A 23,886-nucleotide genomic window follows, 5' to 3' on the forward strand; every position below is an offset into this window, starting at 1 on the left:
CGAGCCACCATTTTCTGCCGTTTAGGCTACCTGAAAGCCGTTGCTCAAAACTGAAACAACACCAAGCTCACCGCAATCACCGCCATGCCGGTGGTGAGACCGTACACCGTTTCATGGCCGTCCGCATATTGCTTGGCTGCCGGCAACAACTCGTCCAAGGCCAGAAACACCATCACCCCCGCAATCATGCCGAATACGCTGCCGAACACCGCCGGCGACAAATACGGCTGCAAAACCGCATAGCCCAGCAGCGCGCCCAAGGGCTCGGCCAAGCCCGACAGCAAACACAGCGACACCGTGAGCAGACGGTTGCGGGTGGCAAAATACACCGGCGCCGCAATCGAAATGCCCTCCGGAATATTGTGCACCGCAATCGCCAAAGCCAAAGGCAGGCCCACGGCCGGATTTTCCAGCGTGGCAAAAAACGTGGCCAAGCCTTCCGGAAAATTGTGTGCCGTGATCGCCAGCGCCGCCATCATGCCCACCCGGCCCACATGTCCGCGGCTCTGCTGCATAAAGGCCGGATCTCCGGCATCCAGGCTGGCGTGCGGATTGGGTATCAGCCTGTCGATCAGCGCCACCGCCGCCAAGCCGGCCAAGAAAGCAAGCGTGGCATAGGCCAAGCCCGACTGCTGCCCGTAGGCCTCGGCAAACGCCTTCACCGACTTGCCGAAAATCTCCGTCAGCGACACATACACCATCGCGCCGCCGGCAAACGCCAAACCGAAAGCCAAAAGGCGCGGATTCGGCCCGCGCGACAAAAACACCCAAATACTGCCCAGCACAGTGGCCAAACCCGCCGCCAGCGTGATGCCGAAAGCCGTCGCCAATTGCACGGAAGAAAAATCGCCCATAAAATACATCCTGCTTAAATATATAAATGATAATTTTTATCATTTAATTCGGCAAGCAGAATTTCGCCGCCGCACAACCGCGCAGGCGGCGGGCTTTACAACCCCCAGATAGGAATGCCGTTCAAGGCGTAACGGCACAATGAGCGTGAACGCCAGAAATCCCGGTGAAACAGACATATCATCACATAGATGGGCAAGAGAGCGAGCAGTATCCCGAGGGCATCAAGGCACAAGGCACAAATCCGCCGCAGGGGTTTTGCAAAGTCCTCAGGCTACCTGAAAGCCGGATCAGCCAGCCAAAGCGGCCAAAAAACACCAAATACCTTGCCAGACACCTTCAAGGCCGTTACCCTAGTTTACTGTTTTCACCATGTGCCATCGTCCATGACCCGACTGCTGCAATCCGGTAAATTTTGGCTAAAAAGCCTGACTTGGGGCCTGTTGCTGCCGCTGCTCCTCATCGCCGGCATGCACTCCGGCCTGCACTACTTCTTCAGCGAAACCCGCATTCGCGAAGCCGCCGCCGCAGCCTTTGCCGACAAGGGCCAAGAACTCAGCTTCAACGGCACGCACATCACACGCGGCTGGTTCCCCTATCCTTTCTTTACCCTGCACGACGTGCGCCTCAGCCGCCCGCACCAGCCAAACGAAACCGCCTTCCGTGCCGATTCCCTTCAGGTAGCCTTCAGTTGGTCCTCGCTTTGGGGCGATCCAAGCATCCGCCGCATACGGGCCGAAGATGCCGACCTTTATCTGCGCCAAACCGAGCAAGGCGCTTGGCAAATCGCCGACCGTCCGCTGAGTGCCGACGATACCGAAACCTTCCTGCCGCAGCGCATCGAACTGATCCAATCTACGCTACACCTGCAAACCCAACGCCAACGCTTCAGCCTGCTGCAAACCGAAGGCCATTTCGACCGCTCCGACGGCAGCTTCCATTGGGAGGCCGGCCTGTTTTCACCGCAAGAAGCCCACCTCAGTCTGTCCGGGCGCTTGGTGGATCAAAGCGCAGAAGTGGTGTTCCAAGCCGCTTCTTTCCTGCCCAACGGCCACCCCTTTACCCTCCGTTGGCAGGGAACGGCCGACATTGAGGCGGAAGCAGGCCGCCTGACCAGCCGCAACGGCAGCCTCAATTTTCACCTTCCCGACACCGGTTTCAACTTGGATGCCCAAACCCAAGGCTGGCAACTTTCCGCCGCCGGCGCCGAGCTGCCCGAAACCCGCTTCGTCTTCCACACCGCCTACGGAGCGCTGGAACACAACGGCAGCGGCAAAATCCGCCGCGCCGCCTACCACAACGACATTCTCCACATCGACAGTTTCCAAGCCGAAACCGCCCTCAGCCAGCACGACAGCCAAACCGCACTCAATCTGAGCGGCAGCTTCACCCGCTACCCCGAAGGCCGTTTCCGCATCGGCAATCTGCACATCGACACCCGCCACACCGCAGGCCCCGGCAGCCTGCCCGCTTTCGTCGGCCATTGGCAGGGGCAGATAGAGGGGCCGGCAGCCGACGTCTGGCAGCTGCAGCTGCAGGGTAGTTTCGACCACCAACCCGCCCAATTCCAATTGCACGCACGCCAGCAAGCAGGCCTACCGGTCTTCGACGGCAGGCTGCAACTGGACAAATTGGCGCTCACCCCCTATTTGCCTGAAAACACCCGCGCCGTGAGCCTTTCTGCCGACACCTTCCAATCTTGGCGCCAACTGATGGGCCGCCGCCGGCTGCAGCTGGCCGCCGACATCGGCGTGTTGGAAACCTCCGGCCTGCACATCCAAGACTTCCAAGCACGCTTGAGTGCCGACGCCGAACACATCCGGGCCGAGGCGGTGGAGATGGCGCTGTACGAAGGGCGTGCACTCGGCCATGCCGTCTTGCACAACCGCCCCGTTCCCGAGTGGGCCGGAGAAATCCACTTCTCCGACATCCAAATCAAACCCCTGCTGCAAGATGCCTTCCGTTTCAACCACCTCAGCGGCCGCGGCGAAGCCCGCTTCAGCCTCAGTTCCGCCGGCTTGAACTCGCAAGAATGGCTGGCCGGCTTGGGCGGCCGCGCCGAACTCAGCCTCGAACACGGTGCCTGGCAGGGCATCAATTTGGGCAAGCTCTTAGACCGCCCCGAGGGCAGCCCCGAACAAAGCCTGTTTTTCTACAATGCCGAAAGCCGTACCCCGTTTGACCGTTTCCGCATCGAAGCCGACCTGAAAAACGGCATCGGCCACACCCCGGCGCTCAGCCTGAACAGCAGCAGCCTCAACCTCAGCGGCCAAGGCAGTTTCGATACGCGCACACAAACCTTAAACTACGCCCTGTTGGCCAGCGCCGGCCGCAACCTGTGGCTGCCGTTTAAAATCGGCGGCAGCATCAACCGGCCCAGCTTCGCCCTCGATTACGAGCGCATTACCGGCGGCCTGCAAACCCCCGAGCAAAAGCGCCAAGCCCTGCAAGAGGTGTTCAACCAACAGTGGCAATGGATACAGAAGCTGCCCGAGCCGGCCCCCGCAGCAAAAGCCAGCCAGCCGCAACCCTAATCTTCACCCCGTCTAAATAAATCGTTCTTAGGAGCGCGCCATGAACCGCCAAGCCGTATTGTCCACTGTCTTATTGTGTTGTACCACCCCGTTGGCCCACGCCTTAGACGAGCGCGACCAAGGCGAATATGTCGTGCTGAATACCGAAGAGCGCCCGACGGCGATGCAGATGCGCTTTTTCCTGTCCGGAGCGCAATGGATGATGGATGGCCGCCAAGCGCCGCAGGCATGGCGGCCGGTCTGCCGAGCCGAGGGGCCGTGCCGCCTGATCGATGCAGACGAAAACGACATTCTTGCTTGGAAAGCCGTCCTGCCCTGGCATTGGCAGCCGCTTGCCTTCAGCTGCATCAAAAACCAAAGCATGGCTTTTTGCCGGGTCACTCACAGCCAAGACCCCAACCGCCGCGCCTACTGGATGTTTGCGCTGCTGAACCAGCCCGCGCAAGCGATTCCACTGAACCGCCTGCGCTAAGCCGGCAGCATCCAGGCTACCTGAAAGCCCGATCCCGAACAAACCATGGCTTTCAGGTAGCCTGAGACCTTTGCAAAACCTCCAGATGTGGATGCAGTTCAAGGCGTAGCAGCGCAGCGAGCGAAGACATATCATACAGATAGGCAAGCGAGCGAGCAGCACACAACGCAGAAATGCGCCGCAGATGGGGGTTTTGCAAAGGTCTCAGCCTCCAATCTATCCGGTTGCCGCTCAGGTAACCTTCCGGCGTTTAAAACCTGTTTTCATACGCGCCCACCGTGTAGATTGAACACAAAAGATTCGTCCAAACCATACTGAACCCCACCTCGGTATCTGCCTTTCCCACAAGTAAACAGGCTACCTGAAACCCTTCAGGTAGCCTGTTGTTCAGTTTGCCATGAGTATTTAAAACCCGTTTTTCAATTCGCGCATGGCGGTAAAAACGGCACATTCGTCTGTCGGCGCTTGTCCGCTCAAAGCCGCTGTGCGCTGCGCCACTTGAGGCAGATGGGTACGCAGAAAAGGGTTGATGCGCCGCTCATGCGCCAGACTCACCGGCAGGCTGGGCACGGCCAGCCCGGCTTGGGCTTCGAGAACATCGGGGTTAGCGGGCTCGATATGGGCGGCGAAGCGCAGATTGGCCGCGGTGTATTCGTGCGCCGGGTAAAACAGCGTGTCGTCCGGCAGGCTGTTGAGCCGTTGCAGGCTGTGAAACAACTGTTCTGGCGTGCCGGTGAACACGCGGCCGCAACCGGCGCTGAACAGGGTGTCGCCGCAGAAAACATGCCGCCGGCCGCCGTCGTCCAGCAGATAGGCCAGATGGGCATCGGTGTGGCCGGGCAGCTGCCACACCTTCACCCTGCAGCCGAATGCCGCCAAGCGGCTGCCTTCTCCTACGGTATGGGTGGCCGCCCGGATGTCGCGGTTGCCGTAAACGGCGCAACCGGGCGCATCGCGCAGCAAGGCTTCGATGCCGCCGGTGTGGTCGCGGTGGTGGTGGGTGACCCAAATCTGTGTCAGCGTGAGACCGTGGCGTTTCAGGTAGCCCGCCACCGGAGCGGCTTCGCCCGGATCCACGCACACGGCTTGGCTGCCGGAGGCCAACAGCCAGATGTAGTTATCTTCAAAGGCGGGAATGGGGACAATCTGCAAGGGCATGGCGGTTCTCGATTCGACAGTTTGACAGGGATTCGCACGGCTGATAGATTGCGCGGCTTTTACAAAACATAACCATTACGCAACATGACGGCCATCGATTATATGGTGAATCTGGTGCTCAGCGGCATTTTGATTGTGGGCGCCTACCAATTTTACTTCTTTACCCAACGCCACCCCGTGCGGGCGGCCCGGCAATTCCACTCTGCTTGGGACGAGCGCATTCCCTTTGTGCCGTGGTGGTCTTGGATTTACAGCTTTCTGTATTATCCGGCCATTCTGTATCTCAACTGGTTGGTATCGGATGCGCGGCAATTTACCCTGCTGGCGTTCAGCTTTCTGATGCTGCTGTTTATGCAAATGCTGTTTTTCTGGCTTCTGCCGGTGTCCACGCCGGCGCATTGGCGCAGCATCAACACCGGCAAAACGGCTTCGGAAAAATTCCTGCTGTTTGTGCAGAAATTCGACCAATCCAGCAACTGCTTCCCCAGCATGCACGTTTCCGTGGCCATGCTCACCGCCCTGCACGCTGCCCCGTCTCTGGGTCCGGCGGCGTTTGCCTTTCCGCTGCTGATTGCCCTGTCCTGCCTGTTTACCAAGCAGCATTATCTGATCGATCTGCCGGCCGGCGCCGCCTTGGGCTGGCTGGCGCACCGGCTCTATCTTTGGCTGCTGGCCGCATAAGGAAAACCATCATGACCCTGCCCCGCGCCCTGCAACACCCGCGCTGCCTGCTCGCCTTGGCCGCCGCCGTCTTATTGTTGGCGGCGGTGATGCGGGCGCCCTTGGTGGCCTTCGGCCCGGTGGTGGACGTCATCGGCACGCAGCTGAACATCAGCGCCACCGCCTTGGGCCTGATCGGTGCGGTGCCGGTGTTGGCCTTCGGTGTCTTGTCGCTGGCCGCCGCCCCCTTATCGCGCCGGTTCGGTTTATGCACCACTCTGGCCGCGGTGTCCGCCTGCATCTTTGCCGGCCTCTTGCTGCGTTCGGCATGGCCTGCCGGCGCGGTTCTGCTGGCCGGCACCTTGGTTTTGTCGGCCGGCATTGCGGTGGCCAATGTGCTGCTGCCGGTGCTGATCCGCCGCTATTTCGCGCTGCGCACCGGCCTGATGACCGGGCTTTACACCGCCACCATGAGCATCAGCGGCGGCTTGGCCACGGTAGCGGCGGTGCCGCTGGCCGACGCATGGGGCTGGCAGGTATCGCTCGGCATTTGGCTGCTGCCGGCCTTGGGCGCCCTGCTGCTGTGGCCGCCGCTGGCGCGGCGCATCGGCCGCGATCTGCCGCCCAAGCTCGAACATAACGCCTCTAGCGTGCGCATCTGGCGCACCCCGCTGGCCTGGCAGGTCAGCCTGTTTATGGGTTTGCAGTCTTTGGTGTTTTACACTTTCGCCGCCTGGCTGCCCAGTATGCTGGCCGCCAAGGGCATGGACGCTTTGCAGGCGGGCTGGGTGGCGTCTTTATCGCAATGGGTGGGCTTCCCCACTTTCCTGCTGCTGGGTTGGCTGTTGGGTAAGACCGATGCCCACCGCTTTCCTGCCTTGGGCATGGTGGCTTTGGTGATTGCCGGCCTGCTGGGCCTGTGGCTGCTGCCCGCCGCTTGGGCCGGCTGGAGCATTGCCGTGACCACGGTGGGCATTTCGGGCATGTTTTTGATGAGTCTGATGTTCATCGGCCTGCGCACCGCCCACACCGCCGATGCCGCCCGGCTTTCCGGCATGGCGCAGTGCACCGGCTATTTGGTGGCGGCGGCCGGCCCTTTGGGCGCCGGCTGGCTGTTTGAGCGCAGCGGCAGCTGGGATGCCGTTTACGGCTTGCTGTCGGCAGCACTGCTGCTGGCCGCCGTCTGCGGCTGGTACGCCGCCCGCCCCGTGGTGCTGAGCAAACAGCCTGCCGGACATTAGGCGGACCGCCCCAAACTTTGAGGGTGCGGTTTTCTCTTCCGAATGGCAGGAAACACGACGGAACAAGTTCTTCATCCAGGCGCCCCAACCGTTTCCGCTTGAAACAGCTGCCTGAGACCTTTACAAAACCCCCATCTGCGGCGCATTTCTGCGTTGTGCGTTTATGCCCTATGGGTACTGCTCGCTCGCTTGCCTATCTATATGATATGTCTGTCCCACAGGGATTCCTGGCGTTCACGCTCGCTGCGCTGCTACGCCTTGAACTGCATCCACATCTGGAGGTTTTGCAAAGGTCTCAGCCTGTTTCAGGCTACCTGAAAACGCGGGGCAGGCGGAAACACGCTATAATGCGGCCTGCCGGACAGCGCCCAACGGCCTGTCCTTTCCGTTTTCTAAGGAGTAACACGGCATGACTGAAGCAGAATTCGCCGCTTGGTCCCTGAAAATCTGCCTGACCGTATTGGTGGTTTTTCTCGGCTTTATCGTTTGGGATCTGGGCAAAAAATCCAAAGCCGGCAAGTTCGGCACCTTCATCCTCTTTTTGGTGCTCGGCTTGGGCGTGATGGGTTTTCTGTTCAAAGAATTTCTGATCGGCTTTGTGATGGGCAAATAAACGCCCGTACGCTTTCAGGTAGCCTGTCCGGCCAATGCGGCCGATTGCCGAAAACTATCTGCCTGCCGCCGGCTTGATATTTTGCCCCCGGCCCCTTATCTTTGCCGACATCTCCACCCACACCCTATCGAAAGGAAAACCGATGAGCGATTTAGTCCTCCACACCACCGACGCCGATTTCGAAAAAGACGTGCTGCAAGCCGCCGAACCCGTATTGCTCGACTTCTGGGCCCCTTGGTGCGGCCCCTGCAAAATGATCGCCCCCATCTTGGACGACATTGCCGCCGAATACCAAGGCAAGCTGAAAGTAGTCAAAATGAACATTGACGACAACGAGCAAACCCCCGCCCAATTCGGCGTGCGCGGCATCCCCACCCTGATGGTGTTCAAAGACGGCCAACGCGTGGCCACCAAAGTGGGCGCCCTGTCGAAAAGCCAGCTGGCCGACTTCCTCAACGCCTCTCTGTAAAGCCATCCGCCGCTGCCGTTTCCGGCAGCGGCTTCTCTTTGCCCAGATTCTTGACAGGCGTACCGGCCGCCGCTAGAATGCCGCGCCTTTGCTGCCCCGAACCGTTCAAAGCAGCGTTCTGCTCCGGAATGACTTCCTCCGCCATTCGGCCGATTCAAACACCATTCCCGCCTCCCCCGTCAAACCACGACACCCTCATTCATTCTCCAACACCACATCTGTTTCTCTATGCACGTTTCCGAACTACAAAACCAGCATATTTCCAAACTGCTGGAAATCGCCGAAGAGCACGGCATCGAAAATGCCAACCGCCTGCGCAAACAAGACCTCGTTTTCGCCATCGTCCGCCACCTGATGAAGCAGGGACAAAGCTTCAACTGCTCCGGCACCCTCGAAATCCTGCCCGACGGCTTCGGCTTCCTGCGCAGCACCGATACCTCCTACCTCGCCAGCCCCGACGACATCTACGTTTCCCCCAACCAAATCCGCCGTTTCAACCTGCATACCGGCGACACCATCGAAGGCACCGTGCGCGTGCCGAAAAACGACGAGCGCTACTTCGCCCTCGTCCGCCTCGACAGCATCAACGGCGACCACCCCGAAGTCTGCAAACACAAAATCCTGTTTGAAAACCTCACCCCGCTGTTTCCCACCCAGCAATTCAAACTCGAGCGCGACATCAAGGCCGAAGAAAACCTCACCAGCCGCGCCATCGACCTGGTTTCCCCCATCGGCAAAGGCCAGCGCGCCCTCCTGGTGGCCCCGCCCAAATCGGGCAAAACCGTGATGCTGCAAAACATCGCCCACGCCATCACCGCCAACTACCCCGAAGCCGAACTGATCGTGCTGCTCATCGACGAGCGCCCCGAAGAAGTCACCGAAATGACCCGCAGCGTGCGCGGCGAAGTGGTGGCCTCCACCTTCGACGAACCGGCCGCCCGCCACGTTCAGGTAGCCGAAATGGTGATTGAAAAAGCCAAGCGCATGGTGGAGCACAAAAAAGACGTGGTCATCCTGCTCGACTCCATCACCCGCCTGGCCCGCGCCTACAACACCGTGGTGCCCGCCTCCGGCAAAATCCTCACCGGCGGCGTGGACGCCAACGCCCTGCACCGCCCCAAACGCTTCTTCGGCGCCGCCCGCAACGTGGAAGAAGGCGGCTCGCTCACCATCATCGCCACCGCCCTGGTGGACACCGGCAGCCGCATGGATGACGTGATCTTCGAAGAATTCAAAGGCACCGGCAATATGGAGCTGCACCTGGAGCGCCGCCTGGCCGAGAAGCGCGTGTTCCCCGCCATCAACATCAACAAATCCGGCACCCGACGCGAAGAATTGCTGGTGCCCAACGACCAACTCCAGCGCATGTGGCTGCTGCGCAAATTCCTGCACCCGATGGACGACATCGAAGCCACCGAATTTTTGGTCGGCAAACTCAAGGCTTCGAAAGACAACAACGACTTTTTCGAACTGATGCGCGGCAAATAAATCCCGCCCGGCCAAACAGGCTACCTGAAACCTTTTCAGGTAGCCTGTTATGCGAAAACGCAGTCAAACCAGCATCCTCAGGCTGAGACCTTTGCAAAACCCTCAGATGTGGATGCAGTTCAAGGCGTAGCAGCGCAGCGAGTGTGAACGTCAGGAATCCCTGTGGGACAGACATATCATCTAGATAGGCAAGCGAGCGAGCAGTACCCATAGGGCATAAACGCACAACGCAGAAATGCGCCGCAGATGGGGGGTTTGCAAAGGTCTCAGGCTAGCTGAAACCCTTCAGGTAGCCTGTTGCCTTTTATGCCTCCTGTTCCGCCATTTCCGAACGCAGCCAAGCCAGCAGCCGCGCCTGCGGGCTGCCTTCGGCAAAACCTTTGGCCGACAGCAGGTAATACGCCGAACCGTCGGGCACAAAACCATAGGGCGCCTGTAGCAAGTCCGCCGCCAATTCCTCCTCCACCATCCACGATGAAGCCACCGTCGCCCCCACGCCGGCACAAGCCGCTTGGATGCACAGATAAAAATGTTCGAATGCCCGACTATGCTCAAACTGCGGTGGCGCTTGCAGCGCGGCGGCACGCAGCCAATCGGCATAGGCCTGCGGCCGGCTGCGGCTGGTCAGATAAACCGTTGCGCCCGGCTGCCGCCACAACAGGCCGGTGCGCTCGGCGGCAATGTATTCGGCCGGCAAGTCCGGTGGCCAGGCAAAATCGTTGCGCCGCAAAGCCGCATCCACCTGCCCACGGGCAAAATCCACCGCCCCGCCGGCCGCATAAATCACCAACTCCGTTTCCGGACAGGCCAGCTGAAAACGCGGCAGGCGCGGAATCAGCCATTTCATTGCAATCGTGGGTTCGCAAGACAACACCAGCCGGTGCGGTGCGGCCAAGGCGGCCACCGTTTCGTTCAAGCCGGCAAACGCGCTGCGGCAAGCGGCCCATAAGCGGCTGCCCGCCTCGGTCAGCACCAGCTGCCGCCCCTGTTTGATTAGTAAGGGCACGCCCACTGCCTGCTCCAGCAGTTTGAGCTGCTTGCTGAGTGCGCCGTGGGTCAGGCACAGGGTGTCGGCCGCCGCCTGCAGGCTGCCGCAGCTGCCGATATAATAAAAATACTTCAATGCCTGCAGCGGCAGGCGTTTGATATATTCCAAAATCTCACACTTTCTCAGAAATTAAATCGGTTTTTTTCTCTGCCTGATAAGAGCAGAATGGATTGTACAAAAATCCAATTACGGAAGAAAAGGAACCGATATGCAAGAATTACTCGCCGTTGCCGCCATCACCGTTTTAGCCGTCATCAGCCCCGGCGGCGACTTTGCCATGGTCAGCCGCAACAGCTATCTTTACGGCCGCCGCGCCGGCCTGCTCACGGCGGCGGGCATTGCCTGCGGGGTGTGGATTCATGTGGCCTACACCCTGCTCGGCGTCGGCCTGCTGCTGCAGCGTTGGCCCGCCGCGTTTTTCGCCGCCAAAATATTGGGCGCGCTGTATCTGATTTATATGGGCATCCAAACCTTCCGCCACCGGCCGGTGACCGCACAGGCCGATGGCACGGCCGCTACTTTGGGCGCGGCGGCCGCTTTCCGCACCGGCTTGGCCACCAATGCGCTGAATCCGAAAACCACGCTGTTTGTGCTCAGCACCTTCAGCCAAATTGTCAGCCCGCACACGCCGCTGTGGCAGCAGATCGGCTACGGCGCCTGGATGTCGGCCGCGCATGGGATCTGGTTTGCCTTTGTCGCCGCCGCCCTTTCTGCGCCCCATTTGCGCCAAGCGCTGCTGGCGCGGCAGGTGGCGGTAAACCGCGTCATCGGCTGCCTGCTGGCCGGCTTGGGGGTGTTGCTGGCCTGTTCGGATTAAACCCACCCTACAGACTACCTGAAAGCATTTCAGGTAGCCTTTCCTGCCGTGCCGCAGCGGTCGAAAGCCTGCCGGGGAAATGCTAGAATAAGCGCCGGTGCAAACTGCCTTCCTTGCTCCGTTTGCCCGCCCGATCGCACGCCAAAAATACAGGTGACACCATGCAGGAAACCGATACCATTCTTTGCCGCGAGCTCAGCCTGCTCGCCTTCAACCGCCGCGTGCTGGCCCAAGCGCAAGACAGCAGCATTCCGTTGCTGGAGCGGCTGCGCTTTTTGTGCATCGTCTCCTCCAACCTAGACGAATTTTTCGAAGTCCGCATGGCTTGGCTGAAAAAAGCCGAGCAGCTCAACCCCGACACCCCCTTGGACAACGGCTCCACGCCGGCCGAAACCATTGCCGCCGTCAGCCGCGAAGCGCGCACCCTGATTCAAGAGCAATACGCGCTGTTCAACCAAACCCTGATTCCCGCCCTGCGCGAAGAAGGCATTTATTTCTACCCGCGCCGCAGCTGGACGCCCGAGCAGCGCGAATGGATCGAAGACTATTTCCACCGCGAGCTCTTGCCCATCCTCACCCCCATCGGTATCGACCCTTCCCACCCCTTCCCGCGTCTGCTGAACAAATCGCTCAATTTCGCGGTGGAGCTGGAAGGCAAAGACGCCTTCGGCCGCGCTTCCGATATGGCGATTGTGCAGGCGCCGCGCATTCTGCCGCGCATTCTCAAGCTGCCCGCAGAGCTATGCGAAGGCCACCACGGCTTCGTGCTGCTGTCGTCCATTCTGCATGCCTATGTGCACAAACTGTTTATCGGCATGACGGTAAAAGGCTGCTACCAATTCCGCCTCACCCGCAACAGCGAGCTGACGGTGGACGAAGACGACCTCACCAATCTGCGCACGGCGATTCAGGGCGAATTGCGCGGCCGCCAGTTTGGCGACGAGGTGCGGCTGGAAGTGGCCGACAACTGCCCCGACAACGTGATCGACTTCCTGCTGCAGCAATGCAATCTCAGCCGCCACGAGCTGTATCAGGTAACCGGCCCGGTGAATCTGGTGCGCCTGATGGCGGTGCCCGATATGGTGAACCGCGACGATTTGAAGTTCCGCCCCTTCCGACCCAGCATTCCCAAAGTGCTGCGTAAAGAACGCCGCATCACCGACGTGCTGCGCGAGCAAGATGTGCTGCTGCACCACCCCTACCAATCCTTCAGCCCCACCGTACGCTTTATCCAGGAGGCTGCCGTCGATCCCGACGTAGTGGCCATCAAGATGACGATTTACCGCACCGGCACCGATTCCGAACTGGCCCGGGCACTGATGAACGCCGCCGCCGCCGGCAAACAGGTTACCGTGGTAGTGGAATTGATGGCGCGCTTCGATGAAGAAAACAATGTGAAATGGGCCAACAAGCTCGAAAGCGTGGGTGCCCACGTGGTGTACGGCGTGTTCGGCTACAAAGTGCACGCCAAAATGGCTTTGGTGATCCGCCGCGAAGAAAACGGCCGCCTCAAGCGCTACGCCCACCTCGGCACCGGCAACTACCACCAAGGCACCTCCCGCATCTATACCGACTTCGGCCTCTTAACCGCCGACGAAGCCATCACCGCCGATGTGAACACCCTGTTTATGGAAATCACCGGCCTCGGCCAGCCCAGCCGCTTAAACAAGCTCTACCACAGCCCCTTCACCCTCAACCAAATGCTGCTCGAGCGCATTGCCCGCGAAGCCGAACACGCCAAAGCCGGCAGACCCGCCCGCATCATGGCGAAAATGAATTCGCTCATCGAGCCGGGCATCATCCGCGCCCTCTACGAAGCCAGCGCCGCCGGCGTACAGATTGATTTGATCGTGCGCGGCATGTGCACCCTGCGCCCCGGCGTGCCCGGCCTGTCGGAAAACATCCGCGTGCGCTCCATCATCGGCCGCCTGTTGGAACACTCGCGCATCTTCTATTTCTACGACAACGGCGCCGAAGACACCTTCATCTCCAGCGCCGACTGGATGGGCCGCAACTTCTTCCGCCGCATCGAAACCTGCACCCCCATCGAACCGCCCAAGCTCAAAGCCCGCGTCATCCGCGAAGGGCTGACCTTGGCGCTGCAAGACAACCGCAAAGCCTGGCTGATGCAGCCCGACGGCAGCTATGTGCGCGCCGAATTGCCGGAACAGGCCGAGCAGCAGATTGACCTGCAGGAAGTGTTGTTGCGCGAACACGGCGGCTGACACCATGGCACACAGGCTACCTGAAAGCCACAAACGGCTTTCAGGTAGCCTGAGACCTTTGCAAGACGCCCAGATGTGGATGCAGTGCAAGGCGTGGCAGCGCAGCGAGCGTGAACGTCAGAAATCCCTGTGGGAAAGACATATCATCTACAAGGCTAAGCGAGCGAGCAGTACCCATAGGGCATAAACGCACAACGCAGAAATGCGCCGCAGATGGGGGTGTTGCAACGGTCTCAGCCTGTTTCCGCTGCACTTTGCCGCCCGAAAGTTTATAATGCCGCTCTTTTGGCCGCCCGCCGCCAAACCCGCTCACACGCCGGCAGCCGGCGCTTCGCTACATTTTGATTCAATTGGGAATATTCATGAGCACACACACTTCCTGGCTTGACCGCCATTTCAAGCTCTCCGAGCACAACACCACGGTGCGCACCGAAATCATGGCCGGCGTCACCACCTTCCTCACCATGTGCTACATCGTCATCGTCAACCCCGGCATTCTGTCGATTACCGGCATGGATTTCGGCGCGGTGTTTGTGGCCACCTGTATTTCGGCCGCCATCGGCTGCTTCATCATGGGCGCGCTGGCCAATTATCCGGTGGCGCTGGCGCCGGGCATGGGCCTGAACGCTTATTTCACCTTTGCCGTGGTCAAAGGCATGGGTGTGCCCTGGCAGGTGGCGCTGGCGGCGGTGTTTGTGTCGGGGGTGATCATTTTCGTGTTCAGCTTCTTCAAAATCCGCGAAATGCTGGTCAACGCCCTGCCCATGAGCTTGAAAATGGCGATTGCCGCCGGCATCGGCCTGTTTTTGGCCCTGATTGCGCTGAAAAACGCCGGCCTGGTGGTGGCCAGCGACGCCACCTTGGTGAAAATGGGCGATCTGTATGTGCTGAACGAAGGCGTGAAACTGCCCAACTGGCCGGTGTTGCTGGCCCTGCTCGGCTTTTTCCTGATTGTGGTGCTGGATTATTTCCGCGTCCGCGGCGCCATCATCATCAGCATTCTGGCGGTGACCGCGATTGCCGCCGGCATGGGGCTGACCGAATTCAAAGGCATTGTGGCGCCGATTCCCAGCGTGGCGCCCACCTTTATGCAGATGGATTTCAATCAGCTGTTTAACGGCAGCATGATTGCGGTGATTTTCGTGTTTTTCCTGGTGGATCTGTTTGACAGCACCGGCACCCTGGTGGGCGTGTCGCACCGCGCCGGCCTGTTGGTGGACGGCAAACTGCCGCGCCTGAAACGCGCCCTGTTTGCCGACTCCACCGCCATCATCGCCGGCGCCAGCTTGGGCACATCCTCGATTACCCCTTATGTGGAAAGCGCTTCCGGCGTGGCTGCCGGCGGCCGCACCGGCCTCACCGCCATCACCGTGGGCGTGCTGATGCTGGCCTGCTTGTGGTTCTCGCCGCTGGCGCAGGCCGTACCCGCCTTCGCCACCGCGCCGGCCCTGCTCTACATCGGCATCCATATGTTGCGCAGCACCCTGGAAATCGACTGGGAAGACATGACCGAAGCCGCACCGGCCTTCCTCACCATCGCCTTTATGCCTTTCACCTACTCGATTGCCGACGGCATCGCCATGGGCTTCATCAGCTATGCGCTGATCAAGCTCTTGTGCGGCCGCGCCAAAGAAGTGCCGGTAATGGTGTGGATTGTGGCCGTGGCTTGGGCCGCCAAATTCTGGTTTTTGGGCGTGTAAGTTCCTCTTCTTGACACCAATGCCACCGGCTCTAGGCCGAATCGACATTCAACCCACCCACAAGGTAATTGATGCGAGATAGAGGAAAGCCAGGAAGTGAGAGGGCTTGCGGTCAAAACGAGTGGCGATGCGGCGGAACTGCTTGAGCCTGGCAAAGCAACGCTCGATGCGATTGCGTAGCCGGTAGCGTGCTTTGTCGTAGGCACGCGGCTGCTGGCAGCTGCGAGGCGGGATCACCGCCTGGGCGCCGAGCGAGTGGATCAGCGCCACCAGTTGCCGGCTGTCATAGCCTTTGTCGGCCAAGACGTACTTGGGCTTGAACCCGGCCAGCAGCGCTGGGGCTTGCGTGATGTCGTTACGCTGGCCGCCAGTGAGGATGAATCGCACCGGTCGGCCCTGGCCATCTGTCGCCATGTGGATCTTCGTGCTCAGACCTCCTCGGCAACGCCCCAGAGCCGGGTGTGCCGCCCCCCTTTTCCGGTCGCCGCCTGTGCGTGCGCCCGGACAATGCTGCTGTCGATCATCAGATACTCGTTGCTTCGATCCTGAATCAGGGACTGGAACACCAGCTCCCAGATACCCTTGGCCGCCCAGCGGGTGAAGCGCTTGTGCACGCTCTTGTAGGCTCCGTAGCGCGTGGGCAGATCGCTCCAGCGCGCCCCGGAGCGCAACACCCACAGCACGCCATTGACGAAGCTGCGGTTGTCCGCTGCCGTACGCCCGGGGTCACCGGCCTTGCCTGGGAGCAGATCTTCGATCCGCTCCCATTGGGTTTGGGTTAATTCGTAGCGGCGGGGCCGCGGATGCTTGGTCTTGGTCATCCGCCAAAGATACCAGATGAATGTCGATTCGGCCTAGAGCCGGTGGTTTTGTTTTGAGGCTACCTGAAAAGCCTGCATCGCCGCTTCCAACTTCCGATGCCGCTTCAATGCCTTGCCCCTCATCCCATGTTTCCCTTACACTGCCGCCGAGCAATCACTCTCCAACAGCGGGCAGAACATGGCAGGCAGCGGATGGCGTTTTTGGGCGGTCGGCGTGCTGGCGGCATTTTTATTGCCGGCGGCGCATTTGACTGTCCTGCTCTCAGCTACCTGCCTGCTGTTATTTACTGCGGGCGGCCTGCGCCGTTTCCGCGCCGCCTGGTGGCTGCTGGCCGGCCTGCTCTACGGCGTGTGGCGGATTGAAGCCGCCGTGTCGGCGCAATGGCCGGCCGAGCCGGAAGCCCAACGGGTGGAAATAGTGTTTCAGGTAGCCTCGGTGGCGGAAGAAACGCCTTACGCAGTACGTTTCGAAGCCCTTGCCGAAACGGCAGACGACCGACGCTACCGCCTGTTGCTGAGCGACCGCCTCAAACGCGAATGGCTGCCCGGCAGCCGCTGGCGGATAGAAGCGCGCGTCCGCCCCACCATCGGCGAACGCAACGACAACGGCTTCGACCGCGAAGCATGGGCGCTGTCACGCGGCCTGCACGGCTTGGCCTCGGCAGGTGTGGAACGCACCGAACTGATGCCGAACCGCGGCTGGCACACCCGTTGGCAGCAATGGCGTTATCGGGCGCAGCAGCGCTGGCAGGGCGTGGCGGCCGCGTATCCGCAAGGTGCGGCGCTGATGCGGGCTTTGGGCACCGGCGGCTACGGCGGTTTGGAAGACGAACATTGGCAGGCGTTCCGCCATTTGGGCATCAACCATTTGGTGAGCATTTCCGGCCTGCATGTGGGCATGACGGCTTTGGCGGCCGGCCTGTTGGCACGCTTGCTGCTGTGGCCGCTGCCCTTGGCCGAGCCGAGGCGCTGGGTATTGGCCGCGGGTTTGGCCGCCGCCGTGGCGTACGGCGCTTTGGCCGGTTTCGGCGTGCCGGTTCAACGCAGCCTCTTGATGTTGTCGGTATTTGTGTGGCATTGGTGGCGGCGCAGCGGCGCTTCGCCTTGGCAAAGCTGGTGGTTCGCCCTCAGCGCGGTGTTGCTGTGGCAGCCGCTGTCGGCTCTGGGCGTGGGGTTTTGGCTGTCTTTCGGCATGGTGGCGGTATTGATTTGGGCCGCCGACAAGCGTCTGCGCCACGGCAAATGGCGTGCACTCTGGCGCGGGCAGGCTGCGGTTACTGTTTTCGGTTTTTGGGCGGCCAGCCAGGCTTTCGGCGTGGTGCCGCTGGCGGCGCCCTTGGCCAATCTGCTGCTGATTCCGTGGTTTTCCTGGCTGTTGGTGCCCTTGGCCTTGTTGGCGGTGCTGCTGCCCGGCGATGGTCTGCTCCGCTTGGCGGCGGCCTTGGGGGAATACACGCTCGAGGCCGTTGTGTGGGCGGGCACTCAGATGCCGGTGGGCAGCCTGCCCCATCTGCCGCCCGCTTTTTGGCTGGCGGTGCTGGCGGCCTTGGCCGTGCTCCTGCTGCCGCGCGGCTTGGGTTTGCGGCCGTGGGCGGCAGCCGTGTTGCTGCTGTCCTGCTGTTACCGTACGCCTGCACCGGATGACGGCACGGCTGCGATACGCATTCACGATGTCAGCCAGGGTTTGGCCGTGCAAATCCGAACCCGAAACCATTGGCTGCTGTTCGACACCGGCACGGAGAACGCCGCCAAGTTACAGCTGCTGCCCGCCCTGTGGGCACAAGGCCTGCCGCCGCCCGATGTGCTGGTGGCGTCGCATCACGATGCCGACCACGACGGCGGCTTGGCGGCCGTTCAGGTAGCCTTTCCGCCCGCCCGGCTGTATGCCGGCCAGCCGGCTGCTTATCCCGGCCAAGCGGCACACCATTGCCGCGGCGGCCTCAACTGGACTTGGGACGGCGTCTGGTTTGAATTCCTTACCCCGCCGCCGCAAGCACAGCTGGCCGACAACGAACAAAGCTGCGTGTTGCGCGTAGTGGCCAACGGCGAAGCCGTGCTGATTACCGGCGATTTGGGCAAAGCCGGCGAGCGCGAATTGGTGCGCCGCTACGGCAGCGGCCTGCACAGCCAAATCCTGCTGCTCGGCCACCATGGCAGCCGCTCTTCCACTGCCGTCGAATTTTTGGAAGCCGTGGCGCCGCACACAGCGGTGGCCACCAACGGCTTTGCCAATCCCTACCGCCATCCCGCCGCCGAAGTGCGCCACAGCCTGAGCGCGCGCAGCATCCGCCTCCACACCAGCGCCCGCAGCGGCCGCATCGACTTCCTGCTCGGCAACGGCCGTTTGCAGCCAAGCCTGCTGCCGCGACGCTTTTGGCAGCGCAAACCGCTGGCCGAAACCCCGCTTTTCAGGTAGCCCGAAACCTGCACCGTGCCGCGTATCGCGTATAATGCGTCTCTTTGACGTTTCCCCGAGCCCAGCATGGCCAACCAACGACTGATCTACGGTTTTCACGCCGTCAACGCCCGTTTGTGGCAAAACCCCAAAAGCCTGACCGAGCTTTACATTCAAGAAGGCCGCCAAGACGCCCGCACCCGCGACGTTTTGGAAAAAGCCGCCGCCGAAGGCGTGCGCGTGCATTTTGCCGATGCGGCACGGCTCAACAGCCTGTGCAAAAACGCCCGCCACCAAGGCGTAGTCGGTTTCATCGACGCTTCCCGCCACCATGTGCACCTGGAAGACGTGCTGGAAAACCTGAACGAGCCGCCCTTTCTGCTCGTGCTCGACGGCATCACCGACCCGCACAATCTCGGCGCCTGCCTGCGCGTGGCCGATGCCATGGGCGTGCACGCGGTGATTGCGCCGAAAGACAAAAGCGCCGGCCTCAACGCCACAGTTAGCAAAGTGGCCTGCGGCGCCGCCGAAACCGTGCCCTACATCACCGTCACCAATCTGGCCCGCACCCTGCGCGAACTGAAAGAATACGGCATCTGGATTGTCGGCACCGACATGGGCGGCGAAGCCGACCTCTACCACTACAGCGTGCCCGACAGCGTGGCCTGGGTGATGGGCAGCGAAGGCGAAGGCATGCGCCGCCTCACCCGCGAACACTGCGATGCCTTGGTGTCGATTCCGATGCTGGGCATGGTGGAAAGCCTGAACGTTTCCGTGAGCGCCGGCATGGTCTTGAGCGAAAGCCGCCGCCAACGCACCCTGCGCCAGGAACAGCAATAAGCGCTTGAGGCTACCTAAAAGCCGGATACGGGTTTTACCGTCTGAGATCTTTGCAGAACCCCCATCTGCGGCGCATTTCTGCGTTGTGCGTTTATGCCCTATGGGTACGGCTCGCTCGCTTGCCATCTTCATGATATGTCTGTCCCACAGGGATTCCTGGCGTTCACGTTCGCTGCGCTGCTACGCCTTGAACTGCATCCACATCTGGAGGGCTTGCAAAGGTCTCCGTCTATACGACGTGGATAAAACAACCGGATATCCTATTTGAACGGGATATCCGGTTGTTTTGAATGATCAGGCTTTCAGGTAGCCCTGAGACCTTTTAGCGAATCTGCCTTGGCCTTAAACCCCGCGCAGCAATTCATTCACGCTGGTTTTGGCGCGGGTTTGCGCGTCCACTTTTTTCACGATCACCGCGCAATACAGGCTGTGGCTGCCGTCCTTGGCCGGCAGGCTGCCGGACACCACCACCGAGCCGGCGGGCACGCGGCCGTAATGGATTTCGCCGGTTTCGCGGTCGTAAATTTTGGTGGATTGGCCGATGTACACGCCCATCGAAATCACGCTGCCTTCTTCCACAATCACGCCTTCCACAATCTCGGAACGCGCACCGATAAAGCAGTTGTCTTCAATAATGGTCGGGCTGGCCTGCAAGGGCTCCAACACCCCGCCGATGCCCACGCCGCCGCTCAAGTGCACATTTTTGCCGATTTGTGCGCAAGAACCCACCGTGGCCCAAGTGTCCACCATGGTGCCTTCGTCCACATAAGCGCCGATGTTCACATAAGAAGGCATCAGCACCACGTTTTTGCCGACAAAGCTGCCGCGGCGCGCCACCGCACCCGGCACCGCGCGGAAACCGGCCGCCTGAAACTGCGCCTCGTCCCAAGCGGCAAACTTGGTCGGCACTTTGTCGAAATAGCGGTTCACGCCGTCGTCCTGCACTTCGTTGTCGGCAATGCGGAACGACAACAACACCGCTTTTTTCGCCCATTCGTTTACCTGCCATTGACCGACGCCCAAACGCTCGGCCACCCGCAAGGCGCCGGAATCCAGCCGGCGCAGGGTTTCCTCTACCGCCTCTTTCACTTCAGCAGTGACGGTTTTCGGCGTGATGTCGGCACGCTGCTCGAAAGCGGTTTCAATAATGTTTTGTAATGACATACGGTTTTCCTTCAACAGATGGATCAATAAAAAATGACTTTCAGGTAGCCTGCCCGGCTGCACAGGGGTTTTCCCGCACCGTGCCGGGCAAAATAGCCGTTTCCAAAGGCAAAGCATTCAGGCGCCGCAAAGCGGCTTGGAAAGCAGAAAAATCCATGGGCTCCGAGCCGAAGCGCGCCAAATGGCGGGTGTCCTGCTGGCAGTCGATCAATTCAATGCCGCAACCGGCCAGAAACGGCACCGCGCAAGCAAAGGCGATTTTGGAAGCATCGGCCGCCGCAGCAAACATCGATTCGCCGTAAAACAACCGCCCGATCTGCACGCCGTAAAAACCGCCGGCCAACTGCCAGCTGCCCTGCCGGTCGGGATACCAGCATTCAAACGAATGGGCGTGGCCGAGATGATGCAGCGCGGTATAAGCGGCCTGAAACTCGGGCGTAATCCAAGTGCCGTCTTGGCCGGGGCGCGGCACGGCGGCACAGGCGGCGATGACCGCCTCGAAATCGTGATTCACCGTTACCCGATAGGCTTTGTGGCGCAGGGTTTTCGCCAGCGAACGGCCGATGTGCAGATGCGGCGGCAGCAAAACCGTGCGCGGCGCCACCGCAAACCAGAAAAAATAACCCTGCTCGGCAAACCACGGGAAAATGCCCTGCCGATAGGCGGCCAATAAACGCTCGGCTTGCAAATCGCCGCTGATCCCCACCAAACCGTCACTCATCTGCACGGCCAATTCGGGATCCAAATAATTGAAATCTCCCGGCAACAAAACAGGCACGTCCATTGCTCAGACCAGGCGGGATCGGACAAAAACAAGGGCGAAGCAGGCCAGTATCAGCGCCAGCTGTAACACCCCTTTGAGCCGGGCCGACGGACTCACAAAATAGATAAACAAGGTACCGGTGAACACTAGGCATAAAATGACTTGCCAACCCGGCCAACGGTTGAGATGCCCTGCTTCGGAGAAAAAAGTATAAAGGTGGAAAACCTGAACGGCGACACCACCAATCACAAATAAGACATAGACCAAATCTGCCATCAACAACTCCGCTCGCCTGCCATTCTTGACACCTGAAAACCGCGCGCGGCATAGCTGGAACAACCCGGCTTTACCGTGCGATAAAACGGCAGACAGCCCTGTTTCACAAGGGCTGTCTGCCAAGCGGCCAACTCAACGCTTTTCTTTTTTCTGGCAATCGGTACACACGCCATACATATATAAGGCATGGTCCACGATGCGGTAGCCGTTTTCCTGCGCAATCTGATCCTGCAGCTTCTCGATGGTTTCGTTGTGGAATTCGGTCACCTTGCCGCACTTGATGCAGACAATGTGGTCGTGGTGGCCGCCGGTATTCAGCTCGTACACCGCCTTGCCGGTTTCGAAATGGTGGCGCAGCAAAATGCCGGCCTGCTCAAACTGCGTCAGCACGCGGTAAATCGTGGCCACGCCGATTTCGATTTTTTCTTCCAGCAGCAAGCGGTAAACGTCTTCCGCGCTCAAATGCTCTTCGGGATAAGTTTCAAACAGATCGAGGATTTTCAAACGCGGGCCGGTGACCTTCAGGCCGCTGTCTTTCAATTGGGCGATATTGTTATTTTCCATAAGCCTTAATCAATCTCGGTTCACAGTTGGCGAATAGCCGCTATAATACGCACTTTCCGCGCGCTTGCCCACTATGGCCGCACCGTCTGCGGACGCCATAGCAAATTTCAACGGCGGCGTTTGCCTGCGGCACCCGGCCTTGCTTGCCGGTGCGCCTTGTCCGACTGACCGAAAGGTGATTCCGTGAATAAATCCGTCTGCCTGATGTTGGCTGCCTGCCTGGGCTTGGCCGCTTGCGGCTCTGAACGCATTTCCCATTTCCCTTCCTACAAACTGACCATCATCCAAGGCAACGAACTGGATGCGCAGGCCGTTTCCATGCTCCGCCCCGGCTTGAGCAAAGAACAAGTACAGCACCTGCTCGGCACCCCGCTGCTGCGCGATCCCCTGCATGCCAACCGCTGGGACTACACCTTCAACATCAGCCGCAACGGCGTGGTGCGCGACCGTAAAAACCTGACCCTGTATTTCGACGAAAACGGCGGCTTGGCGCGTGCCGAAGGCGATGTGCTGGAACACATCCGCCAGCAGGCCGCAGAGCAAAACGCCCCCGCCGGCGAAGCCGCCCAATAAAGCGCTCCGGCATCCCTACGCGGTTGCGGCATCCGCCCGATGCCGCTTTCAGGTAGCCTGAGCCAGCGCACACACTTCCGTAAAACACCATGACCCAACCCTTAAACATCGCCGTGGCCGGCGCCAACGGCCGCATGGGTAAAATGCTGGTGGAGGCGGTCTGCCGCCATCCGCACACCCGTCTCAGCGGCGCCCTCGAGCACAGCTGTTCGCCCGCCCTCGGTCAAGATGCCGGCCACGCCGTCGGCCTGAACACCGGCATCGTGATCAGCAGCGACACCGACGCCGTTTTGGCCGCCAGCGATGTGTTGATCGACTTCACCCGCCCCGACGTTTCCGCCGGCCTGATTGCCCGCTGCGCCGAACGAGGGGTGAAAATGATCATCGGCACCACCGGCTTCGACGAGGCCGGCAAAGCCGCCATCGCCCGCGCCGCCGAGCAGACTGCCATCGTGTTCGCCGCCAATTACAGCGTCGGCGTCAACCTCACCTTCCACCTGCTCGACACCGTGGCCCGCGTTTTGAACGAAGGCTACGACATCGAAATCATCGAAGCCCACCACCGCCACAAAATCGACGCCCCCAGCGGCACCGCCCTGCGCATGGGCGAGGTGATCGCCCACGCCCTCGGCCGCGACTTGAAAGACTGCGCCGTGTACGGCCGCGAAGGCCAAACCGGCGCGCGCGACGAGCGCACCATCGGTTTCGCCACCGTGCGCGGCGGCGACATCGTCGGCGACCATACCGCCCTGTTCGCCGCCGACGGCGAACGGGTGGAAATCACCCACAAAGCCTCCAGCCGCATGACCTTCGCCGCCGGCGCCGTCCGCGCCGCCGTCTGGCTGCAACACCACCCCCGCGGCCTGTTCGACATGCAGGACGTACTCGGCCTCAAGCCCTGATTCATTCGAAAAGGAAACCTCATGACCCGCATGGTTCACTGCATCAAGCTGGGCAAAGAAGCCCCCGGCATGAAATTCGCCCCGCTGCCCAACGAGTTGGGCAAACGCATTTTCGACAACGTATCGCAAGAAGCGTGGGACGCTTGGACGCGCCACCAAACCATGCTGATCAACGAAAACCGCCTCAGCCTGGCCGATCCGCGCGCGCGCCAATACCTGGCCCAGCAGATGGAAAACTACTTCTTCGGCGAAGGCGCCGACGCCGTTCAGGGATACGTGCCGCCCAGCGAATAAAGCCGTTTTGCCCGAAT

At 60.6% G+C, this 23,886-nt stretch carries 24 protein-coding genes and 4 pseudogenes; 17 read left to right on the forward strand and 11 right to left on the reverse strand.

Translation table 11 applies throughout. The features are described from left to right. Positions 1-44 precede the first annotated feature (44 nt). On the reverse strand, positions 45-854 hold the full coding sequence (gene zupT, locus H3L94_RS06325; RefSeq protein ID WP_182121326.1) for a zinc transporter ZupT: 810 nt from the start codon (positions 852-854) through the stop codon (positions 45-47). A gap of 384 nt (positions 855-1,238) precedes the next feature. Here zupT and H3L94_RS06330 point away from each other — a divergent pair, with 384 nt between their 5' ends. Beyond that, the gene (locus H3L94_RS06330) at positions 1,239-3,386 is read left to right on the forward strand and encodes an AsmA family protein (RefSeq protein ID WP_182121327.1); all 2,148 of its coding nucleotides are present in this window, start codon (positions 1,239-1,241) and stop codon (positions 3,384-3,386) included. Positions 3,387-3,426: 40 nt separating this feature from the next. Then, positions 3,427-3,858, forward strand: a complete 432-nt coding sequence (locus H3L94_RS06335; protein ID WP_182121328.1) for a hypothetical protein — start codon at positions 3,427-3,429, stop codon at positions 3,856-3,858. A gap of 52 nt (positions 3,859-3,910) precedes the next feature. Here the strand turns inward: H3L94_RS06335 and H3L94_RS12860 are convergent, their stop codons facing one another. Beyond that, on the reverse strand, positions 3,911-4,057 hold the full coding sequence (locus H3L94_RS12860; protein ID WP_009117879.1) for a hypothetical protein: 147 nt from the start codon (positions 4,055-4,057) through the stop codon (positions 3,911-3,913). A 206-nt stretch (positions 4,058-4,263) separates the two neighbouring features. Then, positions 4,264-5,010, reverse strand: coding sequence for a hydroxyacylglutathione hydrolase (gloB, locus tag H3L94_RS06340; protein WP_182123122.1), 747 nt, complete (start codon positions 5,008-5,010; stop codon positions 4,264-4,266). A gap of 90 nt (positions 5,011-5,100) precedes the next feature. Here gloB and H3L94_RS06345 point away from each other — a divergent pair, with 90 nt between their 5' ends. The 6 genes and pseudogenes from H3L94_RS06345 (at position 5,101) to rho (ending at position 9,487) form a co-directional block, all read left to right on the forward strand. Continuing rightward, positions 5,101-5,697 (forward strand): phosphatase PAP2 family protein, encoded by a 597-nt coding sequence (locus tag H3L94_RS06345; RefSeq protein ID WP_182121329.1) that lies wholly within the window; start codon positions 5,101-5,103, stop codon positions 5,695-5,697. Positions 5,698-5,708: 11 nt separating this feature from the next. After that, positions 5,709-6,917, forward strand: coding sequence for an MFS transporter (locus H3L94_RS06350; protein WP_182121330.1), 1,209 nt, complete (start codon positions 5,709-5,711; stop codon positions 6,915-6,917). A 111-nt stretch (positions 6,918-7,028) separates the two neighbouring features. Further along, positions 7,029-7,219, forward strand: a pseudogene (locus tag H3L94_RS12455) (ATP-dependent exonuclease); the annotation flags it as partial. Positions 7,220-7,326: 107 nt separating this feature from the next. Then, a complete protein-coding gene (locus H3L94_RS06355) occupies positions 7,327-7,530 on the forward strand; it encodes a DUF2788 domain-containing protein (RefSeq protein ID WP_009117873.1) in 204 nt (67 codons plus the stop codon). Between the two features lie 142 nt (positions 7,531-7,672). Then, a complete protein-coding gene (gene trxA / locus H3L94_RS06360; protein WP_040660570.1) occupies positions 7,673-7,999 on the forward strand; it encodes a thioredoxin TrxA in 327 nt (108 codons plus the stop codon). 228 nt (positions 8,000-8,227) lie between these two features. Beyond that, positions 8,228-9,487, forward strand: a complete 1,260-nt coding sequence (gene rho / locus H3L94_RS06365) for a transcription termination factor Rho (protein ID WP_182121331.1) — start codon at positions 8,228-8,230, stop codon at positions 9,485-9,487. A gap of 79 nt (positions 9,488-9,566) precedes the next feature. On the opposite strand, the pseudogene H3L94_RS12460 reads toward rho, so the two are convergent. Together H3L94_RS12460 and H3L94_RS06370 are read right to left on the reverse strand one after the other, a co-directional pair. Next, positions 9,567-9,748, reverse strand: a pseudogene (locus H3L94_RS12460) (two-component sensor histidine kinase); the annotation flags it as partial. Positions 9,749-9,791: 43 nt separating this feature from the next. Next, positions 9,792-10,643: a LysR family transcriptional regulator gene (locus tag H3L94_RS06370; RefSeq protein WP_182121332.1), complete on the reverse strand. Its 852-nt coding sequence runs from the start codon at positions 10,641-10,643 to the stop codon at positions 9,792-9,794. A gap of 100 nt (positions 10,644-10,743) precedes the next feature. Here H3L94_RS06370 and H3L94_RS06375 point away from each other — a divergent pair, with 100 nt between their 5' ends. Together H3L94_RS06375 and ppk1 are read left to right on the forward strand one after the other, a co-directional pair. Beyond that, a complete protein-coding gene (locus H3L94_RS06375) occupies positions 10,744-11,352 on the forward strand; it encodes a LysE family translocator (RefSeq protein WP_182121333.1) in 609 nt (202 codons plus the stop codon). 161 nt (positions 11,353-11,513) lie between these two features. After that, complete coding sequence (ppk1, locus tag H3L94_RS06380; protein ID WP_182121334.1) at positions 11,514-13,577, forward strand: polyphosphate kinase 1; 2,064 nt, start codon at positions 11,514-11,516, stop codon at positions 13,575-13,577. 40 nt (positions 13,578-13,617) lie between these two features. Here ppk1 and H3L94_RS12465 read toward each other — a convergent pair. Further along, positions 13,618-13,805 (reverse strand): annotated as a pseudogene (locus tag H3L94_RS12465) (ATP-dependent exonuclease). A gap of 134 nt (positions 13,806-13,939) precedes the next feature. Between H3L94_RS12465 and H3L94_RS06385 the strand changes: the two are divergent. Continuing rightward, on the forward strand, positions 13,940-15,277 hold the full coding sequence (locus H3L94_RS06385; protein WP_182121335.1) for an NCS2 family permease: 1,338 nt from the start codon (positions 13,940-13,942) through the stop codon (positions 15,275-15,277). 48 nt (positions 15,278-15,325) lie between these two features. Here H3L94_RS06385 and H3L94_RS06390 read toward each other — a convergent pair. After that, a protein-coding gene (locus H3L94_RS06390) for an IS5 family transposase (protein ID WP_182121336.1) occupies positions 15,326-16,098 on the reverse strand; the annotation gives its coding sequence in 2 pieces (ribosomal slippage) (positions 15,326-15,744 and positions 15,744-16,098; 774 coding nt in all). Between the two features lie 178 nt (positions 16,099-16,276). Between H3L94_RS06390 and H3L94_RS06395 the strand changes: the two genes are divergently transcribed. The 3 genes and pseudogenes from H3L94_RS06395 to H3L94_RS12865 all read left to right on the forward strand — a co-directional run bounded on the left by H3L94_RS06395 (position 16,277) and on the right by H3L94_RS12865 (position 19,579). Continuing rightward, positions 16,277-18,514 (forward strand): DNA internalization-related competence protein ComEC/Rec2, encoded by a 2,238-nt coding sequence (locus H3L94_RS06395; protein ID WP_182121337.1) that lies wholly within the window; start codon positions 16,277-16,279, stop codon positions 18,512-18,514. Between the two features lie 66 nt (positions 18,515-18,580). Beyond that, positions 18,581-19,333 carry a 23S rRNA (guanosine(2251)-2'-O)-methyltransferase RlmB gene (gene rlmB / locus H3L94_RS06400; protein WP_182121338.1) on the forward strand — a complete coding sequence of 251 codons (753 nt, stop codon included), beginning with the start codon at positions 18,581-18,583 and terminating at the stop codon, positions 19,331-19,333. Between the two features lie 50 nt (positions 19,334-19,383). Further along, positions 19,384-19,579, forward strand: a pseudogene (locus tag H3L94_RS12865) (ATP-dependent exonuclease). Positions 19,580-19,675: 96 nt separating this feature from the next. Here H3L94_RS12865 and dapD read toward each other — a convergent pair. From dapD to fur, 4 genes are all read right to left on the reverse strand, one after another. Continuing rightward, positions 19,676-20,497: a 2,3,4,5-tetrahydropyridine-2,6-dicarboxylate N-succinyltransferase gene (dapD, locus tag H3L94_RS06405; RefSeq protein WP_182121339.1), complete on the reverse strand. Its 822-nt coding sequence runs from the start codon at positions 20,495-20,497 to the stop codon at positions 19,676-19,678. A 40-nt stretch (positions 20,498-20,537) separates the two neighbouring features. Further along, positions 20,538-21,281, reverse strand: a complete 744-nt coding sequence (gene aat / locus H3L94_RS06410) for a leucyl/phenylalanyl-tRNA--protein transferase (protein WP_182121340.1) — start codon at positions 21,279-21,281, stop codon at positions 20,538-20,540. A gap of 3 nt (positions 21,282-21,284) precedes the next feature. Further along, complete coding sequence (locus tag H3L94_RS06415; RefSeq protein WP_182121341.1) at positions 21,285-21,536, reverse strand: enterochelin ABC transporter; 252 nt, start codon at positions 21,534-21,536, stop codon at positions 21,285-21,287. Between the two features lie 132 nt (positions 21,537-21,668). Then, on the reverse strand, positions 21,669-22,100 hold the full coding sequence (fur, locus tag H3L94_RS06420) for a ferric iron uptake transcriptional regulator (protein ID WP_009117860.1): 432 nt from the start codon (positions 22,098-22,100) through the stop codon (positions 21,669-21,671). 183 nt (positions 22,101-22,283) lie between these two features. Here fur and H3L94_RS06425 point away from each other — a divergent pair, with 183 nt between their 5' ends. The 3 genes from H3L94_RS06425 (at position 22,284) to H3L94_RS06435 (ending at position 23,869) form a co-directional block, all read left to right on the forward strand. Further along, complete coding sequence (locus tag H3L94_RS06425) at positions 22,284-22,673, forward strand: outer membrane protein assembly factor BamE (protein ID WP_182121342.1); 390 nt, start codon at positions 22,284-22,286, stop codon at positions 22,671-22,673. An 89-nt stretch (positions 22,674-22,762) separates the two neighbouring features. Continuing rightward, positions 22,763-23,575: a 4-hydroxy-tetrahydrodipicolinate reductase gene (gene dapB, locus H3L94_RS06430; RefSeq protein ID WP_182121343.1), complete on the forward strand. Its 813-nt coding sequence runs from the start codon at positions 22,763-22,765 to the stop codon at positions 23,573-23,575. Between the two features lie 21 nt (positions 23,576-23,596). Continuing rightward, positions 23,597-23,869, forward strand: coding sequence for an oxidative damage protection protein (locus H3L94_RS06435; protein ID WP_009117857.1), 273 nt, complete (start codon positions 23,597-23,599; stop codon positions 23,867-23,869). The last annotated feature ends 17 nt before the right edge of the window (positions 23,870-23,886 follow it).

The organism is Neisseria shayeganii, from assembly GCF_014054965.1.
In the GTDB taxonomy this organism is placed as follows: domain Bacteria; phylum Pseudomonadota; class Gammaproteobacteria; order Burkholderiales; family Neisseriaceae; genus Eikenella; species Eikenella shayeganii.

Bases quoted from the DNA above. Each gene is read 5' to 3' on its own strand.
- dapB (WP_182121343.1), top strand. From the start codon at position 22,763: ATGACCCAACCCTTAAACATCGCCGTGGCCGGCGCCAACGGCCGCATG.
- ppk1 (WP_182121334.1), top strand. From the start codon at position 11,514: ATGCAGGAAACCGATACCATTCTTTGCCGCGAGCTCAGCCTGCTCGCC.
- H3L94_RS06355 (WP_009117873.1), top strand. From the start codon at position 7,327: ATGACTGAAGCAGAATTCGCCGCTTGGTCCCTGAAAATCTGCCTGACC.
- rlmB (WP_182121338.1), top strand. From the start codon at position 18,581: ATGGCCAACCAACGACTGATCTACGGTTTTCACGCCGTCAACGCCCGT.
- rho (WP_182121331.1), top strand. From the start codon at position 8,228: ATGCACGTTTCCGAACTACAAAACCAGCATATTTCCAAACTGCTGGAA.
- zupT (WP_182121326.1), bottom strand. From the start codon at position 854: ATGGGCGATTTTTCTTCCGTGCAATTGGCGACGGCTTTCGGCATCACG.
- fur (WP_009117860.1), bottom strand. From the start codon at position 22,100: ATGGAAAATAACAATATCGCCCAATTGAAAGACAGCGGCCTGAAGGTC.
- H3L94_RS06415 (WP_182121341.1), bottom strand. From the start codon at position 21,536: ATGGCAGATTTGGTCTATGTCTTATTTGTGATTGGTGGTGTCGCCGTT.
- H3L94_RS06330 (WP_182121327.1), top strand. From the start codon at position 1,239: ATGACCCGACTGCTGCAATCCGGTAAATTTTGGCTAAAAAGCCTGACT.
- H3L94_RS06350 (WP_182121330.1), top strand. From the start codon at position 5,709: ATGACCCTGCCCCGCGCCCTGCAACACCCGCGCTGCCTGCTCGCCTTG.
- H3L94_RS06345 (WP_182121329.1), top strand. From the start codon at position 5,101: ATGACGGCCATCGATTATATGGTGAATCTGGTGCTCAGCGGCATTTTG.
- dapD (WP_182121339.1), bottom strand. From the start codon at position 20,497: ATGTCATTACAAAACATTATTGAAACCGCTTTCGAGCAGCGTGCCGAC.
- aat (WP_182121340.1), bottom strand. From the start codon at position 21,281: ATGGACGTGCCTGTTTTGTTGCCGGGAGATTTCAATTATTTGGATCCC.
- H3L94_RS06375 (WP_182121333.1), top strand. From the start codon at position 10,744: ATGCAAGAATTACTCGCCGTTGCCGCCATCACCGTTTTAGCCGTCATC.
- H3L94_RS06395 (WP_182121337.1), top strand. From the start codon at position 16,277: ATGGCAGGCAGCGGATGGCGTTTTTGGGCGGTCGGCGTGCTGGCGGCA.
- trxA (WP_040660570.1), top strand. From the start codon at position 7,673: ATGAGCGATTTAGTCCTCCACACCACCGACGCCGATTTCGAAAAAGAC.
- H3L94_RS06335 (WP_182121328.1), top strand. From the start codon at position 3,427: ATGAACCGCCAAGCCGTATTGTCCACTGTCTTATTGTGTTGTACCACC.
- H3L94_RS06385 (WP_182121335.1), top strand. From the start codon at position 13,940: ATGAGCACACACACTTCCTGGCTTGACCGCCATTTCAAGCTCTCCGAG.
- H3L94_RS06435 (WP_009117857.1), top strand. From the start codon at position 23,597: ATGACCCGCATGGTTCACTGCATCAAGCTGGGCAAAGAAGCCCCCGGC.